Source organism: Methanosarcina flavescens (genome assembly GCF_001304615.2).
GTDB classification, from domain to species: Archaea; Halobacteriota; Methanosarcinia; order Methanosarcinales; family Methanosarcinaceae; genus Methanosarcina; species Methanosarcina flavescens.
The window spans coordinates 1,156,142-1,170,059 of the sequence record NZ_CP032683.1 but is presented as its reverse complement, the minus strand read 5'-3'; the positions used below and the strand labels follow the sequence as shown (position 1 = coordinate 1,170,059).

At 41.8% G+C, this 13,918-nt stretch carries 11 protein-coding genes; 4 read left to right on the top strand and 7 right to left on the bottom strand.

Features of this window, described 5'->3' with window-relative positions; genetic code table 11:
• Positions 1–12 precede the first annotated feature (12 nt).
• A complete protein-coding gene (locus tag AOB57_RS05220) occupies positions 13–813 on the bottom strand; it encodes a helix-turn-helix transcriptional regulator (protein WP_054297868.1) in 801 nt (266 codons plus the stop codon).
• A 153-nt stretch (positions 814–966) separates the two neighbouring features.
• Complete coding sequence (locus tag AOB57_RS05215) at positions 967–1,821, bottom strand: helix-turn-helix transcriptional regulator (RefSeq protein ID WP_193726279.1); 855 nt, start codon at positions 1,819–1,821, stop codon at positions 967–969.
• Between the two features lie 910 nt (positions 1,822–2,731).
• Here AOB57_RS05215 and mtaC point away from each other — a divergent pair.
• The 3 genes from mtaC (at position 2,732) to AOB57_RS05200 (ending at position 6,687) form a co-directional block, all read left to right on the top strand.
• A complete protein-coding gene (mtaC, locus tag AOB57_RS05210; protein WP_054297871.1) occupies positions 2,732–3,508 on the top strand; it encodes a methanol--corrinoid protein MtaC in 777 nt (258 codons plus the stop codon).
• A gap of 10 nt (positions 3,509–3,518) precedes the next feature.
• Entirely contained in the window at positions 3,519–4,904 is a 1,386-nt protein-coding gene (gene mtaB, locus AOB57_RS05205) for a methanol--corrinoid protein co-methyltransferase MtaB (RefSeq protein WP_054297872.1), read from the top strand.
• 643 nt (positions 4,905–5,547) lie between these two features.
• The gene (locus tag AOB57_RS05200) at positions 5,548–6,687 is read left to right on the top strand and encodes a UDP-N-acetylglucosamine--N-acetylmuramyl-(pentapeptide) pyrophosphoryl-undecaprenol N-acetylglucosamine transferase (protein ID WP_054297909.1); all 1,140 of its coding nucleotides are present in this window, start codon (positions 5,548–5,550) and stop codon (positions 6,685–6,687) included.
• 77 nt (positions 6,688–6,764) lie between these two features.
• On the opposite strand, the gene AOB57_RS05195 is transcribed toward AOB57_RS05200, so the two are convergent.
• From AOB57_RS05195 to AOB57_RS05185, 3 genes are all read right to left on the bottom strand, one after another.
• Positions 6,765–7,409: an HAD family hydrolase gene (locus AOB57_RS05195; RefSeq protein WP_054297873.1), complete on the bottom strand. Its 645-nt coding sequence runs from the start codon at positions 7,407–7,409 to the stop codon at positions 6,765–6,767.
• 480 nt (positions 7,410–7,889) lie between these two features.
• A complete protein-coding gene (gene msrB / locus AOB57_RS05190) occupies positions 7,890–8,321 on the bottom strand; it encodes a peptide-methionine (R)-S-oxide reductase MsrB (protein WP_054297910.1) in 432 nt (143 codons plus the stop codon).
• 210 nt (positions 8,322–8,531) lie between these two features.
• Positions 8,532–9,743: an ABC transporter permease gene (locus AOB57_RS05185; RefSeq protein ID WP_054297875.1), complete on the bottom strand. Its 1,212-nt coding sequence runs from the start codon at positions 9,741–9,743 to the stop codon at positions 8,532–8,534.
• Between the two features lie 272 nt (positions 9,744–10,015).
• Here AOB57_RS05185 and AOB57_RS05180 point away from each other — a divergent pair, with 272 nt between their 5' ends.
• Positions 10,016–10,531 (top strand): GNAT family N-acetyltransferase, encoded by a 516-nt coding sequence (locus tag AOB57_RS05180; protein ID WP_082384059.1) that lies wholly within the window; start codon positions 10,016–10,018, stop codon positions 10,529–10,531.
• 100 nt (positions 10,532–10,631) lie between these two features.
• On the opposite strand, the gene AOB57_RS05175 is transcribed toward AOB57_RS05180, so the two are convergent.
• Together AOB57_RS05175 and AOB57_RS05170 are read right to left on the bottom strand one after the other, a co-directional pair.
• Entirely contained in the window at positions 10,632–11,255 is a 624-nt protein-coding gene (locus AOB57_RS05175) for a flavodoxin family protein (protein WP_264371731.1), read from the bottom strand.
• Between the two features lie 380 nt (positions 11,256–11,635).
• The gene (locus AOB57_RS05170) at positions 11,636–13,804 is read right to left on the bottom strand and encodes a DUF2341 domain-containing protein (protein ID WP_054297877.1); all 2,169 of its coding nucleotides are present in this window, start codon (positions 13,802–13,804) and stop codon (positions 11,636–11,638) included.
• Positions 13,805–13,918 lie beyond the last annotated feature (114 nt).

Below are 13,918 nucleotides of genomic sequence, written 5' to 3'. Positions count from 1 at the left end.
TCCAATTGAACTTCAACTGGATTCCAATTCAGTTATCTCTTCGGACAGATCTTTGTAATATTTAAAAAGCTCCTGCCCCCAGGCAAGGGCACTTTTCTCAAAGCTTACCATTTCATGATTATAATATCTTCCTTCTTTAGAGATCATGGATAGGGAAATAAAGCGATCTGTAACAATACTGGAAGCAAGCTCAATTTTATCGTCACAGACAAAAAGGCGCGTATTCTCCAGACTTAAGAACTCTTCAGCACCTGCCCTGTAGTCAGAAATCAGTTTTTCATAGATTGACCTTTCCAGAACAAGCGAGACTTCAATACCTCTTTTTGCAAGGTCCAGATAGAGGCTCGGATATCCAGGGCGGAAAAATGAGGATATTTCCATAACTGTCTTTGACCTGTAAAGAGGGTCCATAATTTCAGGAGGGTAATCAAAAATGTGGGTTCTTTCGGGCAGGATCTCCTTACAGCTGCCAAGTTCTCCGATCCGGTCAAGCAGATGGGAAGGAAGGGTCCTCAAATCCTGCCTTGCCCAGTAATCATGGTTTTCATCAAAAACCCGGAAGGTAGAGAGAAGAGGTTCCATTTTGGGGACAATAATTTTTCCTTTTATAGAGAGCTCATAACTATCTCCTTTTTGCACCAGCAGCCCTTCCTTGAGCAGAATGCGAATCTGAGCCATTATAGGGCTGGAACTGACATCAAGCTCGGTCTTGATTTCCTCAATTGTCTTTGCCCCTTCCCTCAGGAGTAGAAGCAATTTTTTCCTCTTGTCCGAAAAAAAAATTGTGTCTATTAATTGTAGTTCCGTGCTCATTAAAGTTAACTCCGGAAAAATTCTTGGTTAATATCAGGAATTTGGTTGAAAATCTGACTCTAAAGTTAAACCTGCATAAACTACCTTATAAACTACCTTTCAAATCGCCTTTCAGATTACCTTTGAAGCTGCCTTTCAAACTACTTTTGTATCTCAGTGCGGGCTGAGTAGCATGGATTCCGGGAAAGTTTCACTTTCAACTGTACAGACAAAGTTATCAATACTTTTCTCGCTATCGATCCGCCATGCTCTTGATTTATAGAATTCAAAAAGTTCCTTTGCCCAGTTTACAGCTTCAGGCTCGGAACAGGACATGTAATTATGATAGAATCTTCCATTACTATCAAAGAGAGAGATCATCATTCCACGGTCCGAGACCATGAGTTCAGCCAGCTTGACCCCATCATTACAGACAAAAAGTTCGGCGTTTTTCATTGTAGAAAGTTTCCTTATTTTCCTCTCATAATTATACAGGAATTTTTCGAGTACTGACTCCGTGAAAATAAGGGTAACCTCAGACTCCAGCCTTCCAAGTTTTGTATAAAGGGGCAGGAATTCAGGTCTGTAGAAGGACGAAAATACCATAAGAAAACGTGAAGAAGAGAAGAAATTCAAAAGTTCTGTGCGTGGCTCAAAAATCTGGCTCGGATCGGCTTCAACCAGTTTACAGTCCTTAAGGTCACCTATTCTATCGAGAAGGTACTGAGGAATTCCACTGAGGTCGTGCTCGATCCAGTAATTGTCTCGCTCAAGCAATGTGAGGACATTGACAAGGGATTGAACTTTTTTAAATACCTGTTCACCCATATCTGTCAACTCATAGCTGCTATTTTTTTGAATAACAATATCGCTGTCTGTAAGCCTTTTGATCTGGGGTAAGATAGCGGTGGGAGAAACTTCAAGAAGGGTCTTAATTTCTTCCATTGTTCTTGGTTCCTCTCCCAAGAGTAAAATGAGGTCTATTCTTTTCTGGGAACGAAATACGACATCTATTAACTTATGTTGCATTCAAACCACTTCTATCGCGTTTTTATGTAAATATAAAATGTCTGTATCAAGTGACGCTAAAATCTCCGCGCAAGGTCTGATGAAAATTTAAGTTCCAGTCTGATCCTGTATGACCTGAATAGGAAGAAGCGTTTGTGCCATATGTTTGGGGTATCCGATATACCCATTTATATAAAAGAATTTGGATGAATAATTTTAGACGCGAGGGAATCTAAACAATATAATTATATGAGTTTGAGAAAAATCTCAGATCCCCGTAAAAACGGTATCATTGGCGAGAGTTTAAAATCGATAGGACCCTTACAGACTGACTAATTGAATTATGTAAAATTGAAAAGAGTGCAGCATGAACATTGAAATTTTTGAAAGGATTTATCTGAATAATCGCATTGTTCAAAAGATTTTATTATGTATTCAACCCACGTACAGGAATTGAGACGCAAAAATGTATACATCTGACAAATTTGCCTCAAAAATTTAAGGGTTGTTTATCAGGAAAAAAACCAGCAAAAAATTTCAGGATAGAAAACTGCATAGTCGGCTCAAAATTTTAGACCTCATCTTGCACTATAAAAACCAGGAAAAAATTTCCGTCGGTTATGGTATATGTGATGATTTCCCCTAATTATGCTGTATACGCTTGTTGGCATTACAGACAGGCAATTAACTCAAAAAGGAAAAGTTCCGGTGAAAAGGAGAAATTTTTTCGCAGGAAGGTTGCTGAGGATAATCTGAAGATAAAATCCTGTGGCACGGATATATTGCAGATTTTTCAGAACTTAATGCCCCCGGAAGAGGAAAACTTCACGGAGGAAAAGCCGGGACCTCAAGGTGCCGAACATTTCCGGGACTGCAGACCCGGAAACGGTAACGACCTTTTTGCTAAAAACCAAAACGGAGGTTTAGAAATATGTTGGACTTTACAGAAGCAAGTCTGAAAAAAGTATTAACCAGATACAATGTGGCTCTGGAAAAGGCAATGACACCTGAAGAAGCCGCAGAAGAGATCTATCCTAAGGACGAATTAATCTACCCGATCGCAAAGGCCATCTTTGAAGGAGAAGAAGATGACGTTATCGAGGGTCTCCAGGCCGCAATCGATGCAGGCAAGGACCCCATTGCACTTATCGATGACGCTCTCATGGTCGGTATGGGCGTTGTCACAAGACTCTATGATGAAGGTGTAATTTTCCTTCCAAATGTCATGATGTCCGCTGATGCCATGCTCGCAGGTATCGAATTCTGCAAGGAAAATTCCCAAACTGCTCCTGTAACAAAGGGAACTGTTGTCTGCCATGTTGCAGAGGGTGACGTTCACGACATCGGGAAAAACATCGTTACCGCTCTCCTCAGGGCAAACGGTTACAATGTAGTCGACCTCGGAAGGGACGTTCCTGTGGACGAAGTCCTTGCAGCAGTTGCTGAGAACAACCCAATAATGGTCACAGGTACTGCCCTCATGACCACCACCATGTATGCATTCAAGGAAGTTAACGACAAACTCCTCGAGAAAGGATATAAGATTCCATTTGCATGCGGTGGTGGCGCAGTTAACCAGGACTTCGTATCCCAGTACGCACTCGGCATTTATGGTGAGGAAGCCGCTGATGCACCCAAGATTGCTGACGCAATCGTTGCAGGTACTACAGATATCGCAGCATTAAGAGAGAAATTCCACAAGCACTGAGGTGAGTTAAATGGCAGCAAAAAGATACACTTCAATGGCATATGCAAGCGCAGACGAAATGACCTTCGGCGTGTCCAAGTATCCGGTAAAGGCAGGTCTCGATCTCGAGATCGGTGCAGGCTACACAATTCCTGAAATTAACTATGCTCCAAGGCCAGAAGCCGGTGCATCCAAGGAAAAACTCATAAGGGAATATGAGAGGATCACCACCGACATTATGTCAAGAATGGTTCAGGTTGGTTTCCCGGCAGTTATCCTCGAAACCGAACACGTTCAGCAGATGTCCAACAACCCCTCCTGGGGAGCAGAAGTTGCACATGCCCAGAAGACCATCATGGAAGAATATCACGATGAATATGGCATAAAGTGTGCACTTCGCCACACAATTGGTGACATCCGTGAGAACAGGGACTTCCTCCAGCTCAGAGGCGACAAGTACTCTGTCTTCCTCGAAGCCTTTGAAGAATGCGCCAAGGCCGGCGCAGACCTGCTTTCCGTAGAGAGCATGGGTGGTAAGGAAGTTTTCGACTACGCAGTTCTCAGAAACGACATTGCTGGTATTCTCTACTCAATCGGTTGCCTCGGCTCCATTGACATGGAACTAATCTGGTCCGACATTGCCGCAATCGCAAAGAAGACAGGTACTGTTGCAGCTGGTGACACTGACTGCGCCCAGGCAAACACGGCAATGTTCATTGGCGGTGGGCTGCTTGACAAGAACCTTGCCCACACCCTCGCAATCATTGCAAGGGCAATTTCCGCCCCAAGATCCCTCGTTGCATACGAATGCGGAGCAGAGGGCCCTGGTAAGGACTGCGGATATGAAAACGTTATCATCAAAGCCATCACTGGTATGCCGATGACCCAGGAAGGTAAGACCTCCACCTGTGCCCACTCTGATGTTATGGGTAACCTCATTATGCAGTGCTGTGACTGCTGGTCCAACGAGTCTGTTGAGTACCACGGCGAATTCGGCGGTACAACTGTTCAGTGCTGGGCTGAGTCCCTCGCATACGACTGCGCCCTCATGAACACTGCTCTTGAAACCAAGAACGACAAAGTTCTCAGGGACCTTCTCATGCTTTCCGACAGGTACAGAGACCCACAGGCCTATGTGCTTGCATACGACAACGCATACAGAGTCGGTGAAGCAATTGTCAAGGACGGAGACAACATCTACCTCAGAGCAAAGAACGCCGCAATAGAATGCTGCAACATCGTCAACGAAGGTGCAGCTGGCAAGCTCGAGCTCTCCAGGTTCGAGACCAAGGCTCTCGGAGACGCAAAGGCAACCCTCGAAGCTCTTCCAGACGATATGGACAAGTTCATGGACGACTGCCTCACAAAATACCAGAGTGAAGTTAAGGTCTTCCTGCCAGAGAACTACGGCTTCTAAGCCCTCTGTTCTCTTTTTCTTTTTTAAATTCACTTTGAATCCGTGAATTTCTTCTCATTTCTTATTACTTTTGACCTCTGCTTTTTGCAATGATTTTACATGGTTGTTATCATTTGTACCCTTCTTTTCTGCCCTTTGATTATTCACTCAGTTGACAGACTGATAAAAAAGAAATATAAAGGGTAGAAATAGAAGAAGGCAGGACAACAAAACATAAAATTAAATTTGAGAAATAAATATATTCCATGAGCGTAAGAACAATACTTAATTAAGGAATTACATAGAAAAAAGAAAAGTATATATACCTGAGAGGTGTATCGATAAATAGTAGCGTGGGACAAAAAAATACATGAACAGACCAAAAACCGTGCCATCAGTAGGAAGTTTTATATAGCTCTCCCATGTTACTTCCTTTCCTTTTATTTTTAGAATCTTCATAATTATCCAATTCTAAAGGTTAGTAAGTCTCACTCTATAGATTAGACGCTGTTCTAACGTTTTCCCAGTAGTTCTCAGAGATTGGATGTCAAGCCGGAAGTTGTCCGCAATTTTTTTTAAGAAGACCTGAAATATAGAATTAAAAGTTGAAAACTAAGGGGAGAATAAAGGGAAAATAAATGCAGCTTTAAAGGAAAGGATGGGAATGCGAATAATTATTTTAATCTGTGGAGAGGGACTTGGTCATACCAGCCGATGCCTGGCACTTGGAAAAGAATTTCTTGAGGGCGAGCACGAAGTACATTTCGGAGCTTATGGATACTCAAAGGAAATGGTTGAGAAGACAGGTTATCCGGCACATGAAATTCCCTCTGAAATAAAGCTGATCGGAAAGGCTGGAACCCTGGATTTCAAGGGTTCAATTGAGGCAACTCTTAAAAACGCAGATATTTTAGGAGGGCCAAAGCTTCTGAAGCTGATAAAAGATATAGATCCCGATGTCATCTTTTCGGACAGCTATTATCTGGGAACGCTTGCCGGCTTCACACTTAGAATTCCAGTATACCTTATTTTGAACCAATCAAATATGGAGGAATTTTTTAAAAATCGAGGAGTTTCTCTGAGGCTTCTTGGGGAAATGACAAGAAGATTCTACAACCAAATTTTTGAGAAAGTAAACAAAATAATTATTCCTGATTATCCCCTCCCCTATACCGTTTGCAGGAAAAATCTGAATTTCCGGGGTAAAGTTCAGGAAAAAGTATTCTACAGTGGCCCCCTTTTAAAAGAAAAGTATGAAGAAGTGGAGCAAATTACCCTTAAAAAGCCACATACTGTTTCCCTTATTGGAGGTTTCGGATACAGGAGACCTATTTTCGAAAAAGTAATCGAGACCGCAAAGCTCGATACTTCTATCAATTATACTCTAATCTCAGGTCCCTCCCTTGACCCCTCAAAGCTTGCTGACCTGCCGGAAAATGTAGAACTCCTTAAGTTCATAGAAGATACATACCCATACATGAAGGGCTCGGATGCAGTAATAGCCCCTGGGGGGCACAGTACCATTATAGAAGCCCTGAGCTTCGGAATTCCTATCCTTTCTTTTCCTGACAGGGAGCATAGCGAGCAGGAAAATAACGCTGAAGTGATTGAAGAAGAGGGCTATGGTAGGATGCTCAGTTATTCCACACCTCCTGAGGTCGTTCTCGAATGTATCCGGGAAGTTCTTGAGGAAGAAAAGTATAGAAATAAAACTCAAAGGTTGCGAAGGCTTGCCCGAGAACTGAATGGTCCCAGTGCTGTGAGAGAAATGCTTGAAAAAGAGTTTAAAGAAAAAGCGTTCTGAAAAGCCTCCTCAATTTCCGTCCATAATATCTCTGGAAACTCGGGCAGAGTGAAGAAGTGATCAGGAGAGAACTGCGATCACTTTGGGATAAGGCTCTTCAGATATTCGAGAAGGGCAGCATGGTCTTCGAGTACAAGATCCGCATGCTCTACTTTTTCAGGTTCAAGCATACTTGCAACTGCGACACAGTAAAGCCCCGCCCTCTTGGCAGCAGTTATGCCCAGAGGTGCATTTTCAATTACTATGCACTCATTCTTTGTCAGGTCGAGCATCTCAAGGGCTTTGAGATAAGGATCGGGATCAGGTTTCCCACGCTCAAGGTCGCTACCGGTAATTATGACGTCAAAGCAGTTAGAAAAATACTTATTTACAACCCCAGTTACCGTGTCGATATGTGACCCGGAAACCATGGCGAGCTTAAAGTGCTGTTTTAATTCCTTAAGGCAATCCAGAATACCTTCAAAGGGTTTTATTTTATCAAATTCAAGAACCTCGCGTTTCTTTTCAGGCAATTGCTCTAAATGCCAGGGATCAGGCTCTTTTCCAGCCTTTTCGAAGATCGATTTAATTAACCTCTGGTTATTTGAGCCTTCAAGCTCGTAAATATCTTCCCTGGTGATGTTAATACCAGCTTCCTTGAAGGTTTTAACCCAGGCATCGGCCTGGTAAAACATGGAATCTACAAGAACTCCATCCACATCAAAAATTATTGCTTTTAACATCTATTCAATAGATTGTTGTAATCTATGATAAAGATTATGAAGATCAAAGTTCAGTAAAATCTCTATATAGACATATCTTAGATTGTGAAGCCAGAATATTTTTCGATCAGGCTTTTTCACTTTATATACTTCTCATACAGGATGCCTCCTAACCAATACCCAAATAAAGCAAAAATGAGTGTGCCCGGAGCATAGATAGGTGCATCTGAGCCCTGAATAGGAAATAAAAGGTTGAAAAACAGAAGGTAGAAGATTAGAAAGATTAAAAATCCAAACATCTCGAAATACTTTTTTTGCAATTTCAAGTTCCGCCCAAACCCCCTTTCTCCAACCGCAGAATCTGTAAATCTCAAAGATCAGGCTTAACCTGATCTGGTTTTTGATATTCCTACTTTCTTTGTGGTTTAATCTTCCTACTTTCTTCCTGGTTTGACCTTCCTACTTTCTTCCTGGTTTGATATTCCTACTTTCTTTTTGAGCTTACTTTCCTTCTTCTCCTTGCTTGTCTTTTTCCCCTTCTTTCTTAAAATTAAGAGAGATGGAATTAATGCAGTAACGCTTCCCGGTTGGCGCAGGTCCATCGTCAAAAACATGACCCAGATGACTTCCGCAGCGGGAACACACTACCTCGATTCTGCTCATGAAATAGCTGGTGTCCTCTTTGAGCCTTACCTTGTCACTCGAGATTACATCATAGAAACTTGGCCAACCTGAGCCAGATTCAAACTTTGTATCCGAGGAAAATAGTTCTTGCCCGCAGGCAGCACAGGTATAAATTCCTTTTTCCTTATTATAGTACAGATTGCCGGAAAAGGGTTTTTCTGTACCTTTCTCCCTCAGGACATGATATTGCTCGGGCGTGAGCACCTTTTTCCATTCTTCTTCGGATTTTTCTATTGTTTCCTGTGCCAGTTGCAAACCCCCTGTGTATTTATGTTAGTTTTTGTGGAAATATCGCTTTTTCTTGAAATAAGAAGCGGATCAATAAATTACGTATTCGAAAGCAGGATAATTAAGCAAAATGGAAATTATAAAGAATTATATAATATTTAATATAAATAAAGTTTCAGGAATAAAGCCTATTTAAAAAGTTTATCTGAGGCGGAATGTGGAATCGGGTGTTCACTCGTGCCTGAGTGAGTCTACAGGTTTCATTTTTGCAGCTTTCCTTGCAGGGTAGACTCCCGAGACGAAGCCCACGAACACAGCCACAAAAAATCCGGCTGCTATGAGGTTGAAAGGAAATATGACAGGAAGCTTGAGAAAGGTCTCAACGCTGTATGCGCCTGCAATTCCTACTATACTACCGAGAATGCCTCCGAAAACTCCAAGTAAGACTGACTCAACCATGAAAAGGAAAAGGATATCAAAGCTTGTGAATCCCAGGGATTTGAGCACTCCTATCTCCCTTGTTCTTTCAGTCACGCTTACGAGCATAATGTTCATTATCCCTATAGAGCCGACCAGCAGAGAGATCAGCGCAACGGTCGTCAGGAAAGAACTGAGGGCTGCTGCCATCATATCTGTTTGTTTTAAGATCTCAGCCTGATTGATGATGAAATAAGGACGAGCCTCTTTATCTTCAAGTGCCCTCTCGGAGATCCCAAAATTTCGGGCAAGACGTTCATCTACTTCATCCGAAGTCTCCTGAATCGTCGCAGGATCCTCAGCCATTGCAAAAATCCCGCCATAATCTTTTTCGCCAAGAATCTTGTTCATGACATCGATCGGGATAATAACAGCCTCATTGTCGTCATATGCCTGGACAACAGTATTTTCCGGGTTCTGGATTATTGCCTTGACTTTAAAGGTCTTTGAAACTTTTTCATTTTCTCCTACCGTGAAGGTTATGTTTATGGAACTCCGGGCAGAAATGTTACGATCAAACTTTTCGTTTGCAACCTTGTGCCCGATGACAGCCACGTACCCGTCATTGTCGGCGATAAAGTCCCCTTTCTGAAGCTTTGTATTCGCTACCTCATCATAAGATTCCCCGACACCGCTAACCATGATATTTTTGGTTTCGGACATGTACGTGACTTCTGCGGTCTGTGACTTCAAAGGCGAAACTCCCGAAATTCCGGGCGTATTTTCAACAATCTTGAGCTCATTATCGTAAAAAAGCTTGGGCTGCATTCCCTGGATATAGATAAAGTTCGACCCCAGGTTGGTCACTTCATTTGTAAAATGCTGGTTGAAACTTGCCCCGAGGGATACATTTGCAATTACGGCTGCAACTCCTATGACAATTCCAAGTATGGTAAGGGTTGAACGCAACTTTGCACTTCTAATGCTTCCAAGCGCGATTTTTCCTGCACTGAAAAGGGGGATCATAACTGGGCTCCATTTTATAGATTTTTATAGGGAAAAACTGGGGTGATTAAGAACTAAAATAGAACTGATCTTCCTTAAGCATTCTTTAAATGAATACATTAGACATATAAACTCTACAGAGAGAAAAAATAGGGATAATAAATTGTTATTATGACAATAAATTGTTGTTATGACAATAAATTGTTATTATATGAGATTATAAGAAGAAAAAAACACTTGTTTAGGAAAAAGAGAAACATGCTTAAGGAAACAAACAGGAAGGAAAGAAGTCTATTAAAATCCGCCCCGAAACTCTTTCAGACTGCCCGGCAATAACCGAAGTAAACAATCTTGCCTTCGGGCAGCCCAATAAAGGAAAACTAGTTGAGAACCTCAGGAAAAATCCAAAGTTTATTCCCGAACTTTCGCTTGTGGCTGAAATTGATTGGAAAATAGCTGGCCACATTCTCTTTTTCCCTGTAGTTATCAAACTGGAGAACAGCGAAGAAAAAGAAATTATGTCACTTGCCCCTGTTGCAGTTTTACCTGAGTTTCAGAGGCAGGGCATAGAAGGCGAACTTATAAGAGAAGGGCTCAAAGCCTGCCAGCGGCTGGGATACGATTCTGTTATATTTCTTGGGCATCCTGAATATTATCCTAAATTCGGGTTTAAGCCGGCAAATAAGTGGAGAATAACTGATCCTTTTGGCGTGCCGAATGAAGCGTTTATGGCGCTGGAATTAAAGGTAGAAGCACTTGAAGGGGCAGGCGGGGTCGTAGAGTATCCGGGCGAGTTTCTTGAGGTTTGAAAAAGGAAGATAGATTAAAAAATAAAATTAGGTTTAAATGAGTAAAAACAAGTCCGGAGAACCAAAAACCGCAGACAAAAGGAAAATAAAATGAATTAAATCAGAGAAGCGGGGTTAAGCTTGACTCGGCTCTCCTAAACTCAGGACCAGTAAGGTTAGGAGTCGAGACCAGTTTTCCGAGCTCCCTTGCTTTTTCAAGCAGCCTGGGTCTGAAGGACACTTCAAGCTTATCCGTGCCAGCAGCAATTACGGTATCCAGAACATCAAAACCGAGATAGTAAAGAAGGCCGGCTGTGTATTCAAAATATGGTTTGAAGGCGTCCCTGTCCGGACTGCCCTGGGAGAAGACAAGAATCAGTTTTTTATTATCAAGTCTGCTCGAAAGATTAGGTTTTAAGAAGGCTGTCATGCGGTCAATCAGGAGTTTAGTCTGGGCAGTCATCTGCCACATGTAAACTGGAGAACCGAGTACAACCATGTCTGCAGTCTGGATTTGTTGATAAATTTCCTGCATATCGTCATCTATGAGACAGCAGCCTGATTCCTGGCATTTGCAGCAAGCATCACAACCTTTAATGTTTAGTGAGCCCAGATTGTAAATTACTTTTTCTGCACCGTTTTCGGCAGCTCCGTCGAGAATTGCGTTTATAAGCTTTGCAGTGTTTCCATTTATATTAGGACTACCCACCAATCCAAGAACTTTAATGCTAGAACCCCCGTTCAAACGTTTAATAATTTAGAACTTTAAACAGAAGTAAACAAGAGTATAAACGAACAATCAGCATAAAAATGTTTCTCCTGTTGAATAAGGAAAATAATTTGGCTCAGAAAGCACGACAGAAAAGAGGGAAAAGGAATTAGAAAGTGAATGGAAGAGAAAAAAGGAATTAGAAAGTGAATTAAAAAACGAATAGACTGGTAAGAAAGGAAAAATGGAAAATTAAAGGGAAAAGAAAAAGAGAAAAGAAGAGTGAGATCAAAAAAGATAGGAAAAGAGAGAATAATTCTCTATTAGCTTTTCCCTGTCTTTTTTCTGCTTGATTAAACTTTCTTTAATTTCATCTGACTACTCTTTGATTTCTCTTGTTTTTATCTAATTTCTTTTTAATCTCTCTTTATCTTTAAAAGGGCGAAAGCTCCAAGACCTGCAAGAAGTACCGGGAGAGCTTTGAATCCAGGAATCGGAAAACTTTTCTCATCTGGTTCTGTGCGAGGTAATGCTGTATAGGTATCGTAATTGAAAACCGAGACTCCCAGGAAAGCCGGATCACTTGAATAATAATCTGAAAGTCCGGCAAAGAGTTCCTGTATAGAAAATTTATCCTTAAAACCTTCTTCCACAGAGACTTCGATTATTCCTCTTGAACCAGCGCCTCTTATCTCTCCCATCTCAAGTGCAACGGTATCAACAATTCCTGGCACTGAGTTAAGCCCTTCAATTTCCGAAGGATAAGCCCTGATGATGAAGAAATCGACAAAAGGAGCTGTTTCTTCGATTCTGGATGCGTTATAATTTAACGGGAGGCTTGCTGAGATGGATACATTTTCTTCAGCCTCTTTATTGGCTGTTTCAAACAGTGTCCTGTAGTCTATTGAGCTTTCTTTATAGCCTTCCCCAGCAGAGGAGTTTACGTAGATATCTATCCCGTCAAAGGGGGCGAGGGATTTTTCATTGTAACCCAGTATCGTATCCAGTAAACCCTGGCAGGTGTCGTCGGCTCCGTTTTCTGTGCAATTTATGTTTTCCAGGAGCACTGCGTGCACCGAAATTCCTTCTTCATGAGCCATCTTTACAAAGCGCTCGTATTGCCATACGTCCTTGCTGTCCACACTGAGGAAAATCGTATCTATGCCTGAGGAGTTGAGTTCCTCTACAAGGGCTGGGAAATCGAACCTGTAAGGGGAAGAAAGCCTGATTCCGGAGATATGCACATCGTACTCAGGGAATAGAGGATCGGGAGAGCCGATCTCATTTTGACTCAGGTTTTCCTGCGCCTGGGCAACTCTCTCAGGAGCCGAGGTTTCGGAGTTTAACTCGGACCCTTGAGCTGCCTGAGGCTCAGAAAGAGTTCCCGACTGAGAACTATTCTCAAAGGCGTTTTCAGAGTTGTTTCCGGAATTATTTTCGAAATTATCGCCATAATTATTTTTAGGAAGGTTTACAGAATTCTCCTCAAAGGTACTTTCTGAAGAAACTTCGTCTTCACCATGAACTGAAATAACCTTGACCGTAGGCTCGGCTTCGACAAATTTCCGGACAAAAACGTAATCGACTGCCATATAGCCTGTATTCTTCGATGCATCTTGGTAGGAAGCGGCATACAGATAAACACGCATTGGGAAATTGGTGATATAATCATTTGAAGCAAAATCCATTTTAGAGTCCCGGACGCCGTTTTTAAACCATGACACCTTGCGAGTACTGTTTTCTTCATACCAGGCGATTCCTGAGACATACCATTCTCCTTCAGGAACATTGACATCAGTTACGTCATGGAGAGTATTCTTTTGCTTCCTGTAGGTTGTTCCAAGGTTAACACGGCTTTCATTGGCAAGTTCGGTTTCATGTTTTATTTCGTTTTTTCTGCTGTCTATCTGATCTATGAAACCCTGCCGTAGTACAGGCCCTCTAGTATCCGTGCCTGTAGTGACTTTCATTCTTTTGACCACAAACATAGAATTAATTTCAAAACTCTTTTTGCTGTAAATCATTGAGGAGTCGTAAGCATGGACCTTCGGGGCTGCAACATTACAAATCCCATCTTTAACCTCAACTAGGCCTCCCCCTGCACTTTCAGTATTCCATTTAAGCTCGTTGAGGTTATTGCCCTCGAAGTTATCAAAAAAGTCGAATGTTTTCTCTCCATTGCTCATGGCTTCAGCATCTGGGTTCCCATATCTCATGAGGATTTTGCCGGTCTTGTTTGCAGGAAGAGACGGAAGCCTGACCCAGATAAGAGCTTCTTTATTTTCAGGGTCCCAAGTTTCAATCCAGTAATTGAGCGTTCTATCTCCTGACAAAAATCGAATATCTGAACCATCATTTTTTGCTTCTGAGAAATTGAAATTGGATGAGTTCAAACTAACAGGGACAGGATATCCTTGCAGAGTTTTGCCGGCGTTCTCAGTAACTACAATTTCCTGGGAAAAATTCCATGAATTTTCACTTGTGGATAGGTTCCACGTATTGTTTATAGCGCCCAGGGCGCAGCCTGTTAACAAAAATATGAGAAACAATGAAGTAATCCCGAATACAGTAGATCTTTTTGCCATCTTTAGAAGCCTCTCGTAAACCCTTTATTAAACCAGATTGAGATTAATATGAGAATTTTGACAGGTAATGGTTACTTACCTGAAAACAATAAACCTTTTCATAAATAATGTCTA

What these genes read in the sequence shown, in the direction of transcription:
- mtaC (WP_054297871.1), top strand. Translation starts at nt 2,732, where the DNA reads ATGTTGGACTTTACAGAAGCAAGTCTGAAAAAAGTATTAACCAGATAC.
- AOB57_RS05220 (WP_054297868.1), bottom strand. Translation starts at nt 813, where the DNA reads ATGAGCACGGAACTACAATTAATAGACACAATTTTTTTTTCGGACAAG.
- AOB57_RS05185 (WP_054297875.1), bottom strand. Translation starts at nt 9,743, where the DNA reads ATGATCCCCCTTTTCAGTGCAGGAAAAATCGCGCTTGGAAGCATTAGA.
- AOB57_RS05195 (WP_054297873.1), bottom strand. Translation starts at nt 7,409, where the DNA reads ATGTTAAAAGCAATAATTTTTGATGTGGATGGAGTTCTTGTAGATTCC.
- AOB57_RS05170 (WP_054297877.1), bottom strand. Translation starts at nt 13,804, where the DNA reads ATGGCAAAAAGATCTACTGTATTCGGGATTACTTCATTGTTTCTCATA.
- AOB57_RS05215 (WP_193726279.1), bottom strand. Translation starts at nt 1,821, where the DNA reads ATGCAACATAAGTTAATAGATGTCGTATTTCGTTCCCAGAAAAGAATA.
- AOB57_RS05200 (WP_054297909.1), top strand. Translation starts at nt 5,548, where the DNA reads ATGCGAATAATTATTTTAATCTGTGGAGAGGGACTTGGTCATACCAGC.
- mtaB (WP_054297872.1), top strand. Translation starts at nt 3,519, where the DNA reads ATGGCAGCAAAAAGATACACTTCAATGGCATATGCAAGCGCAGACGAA.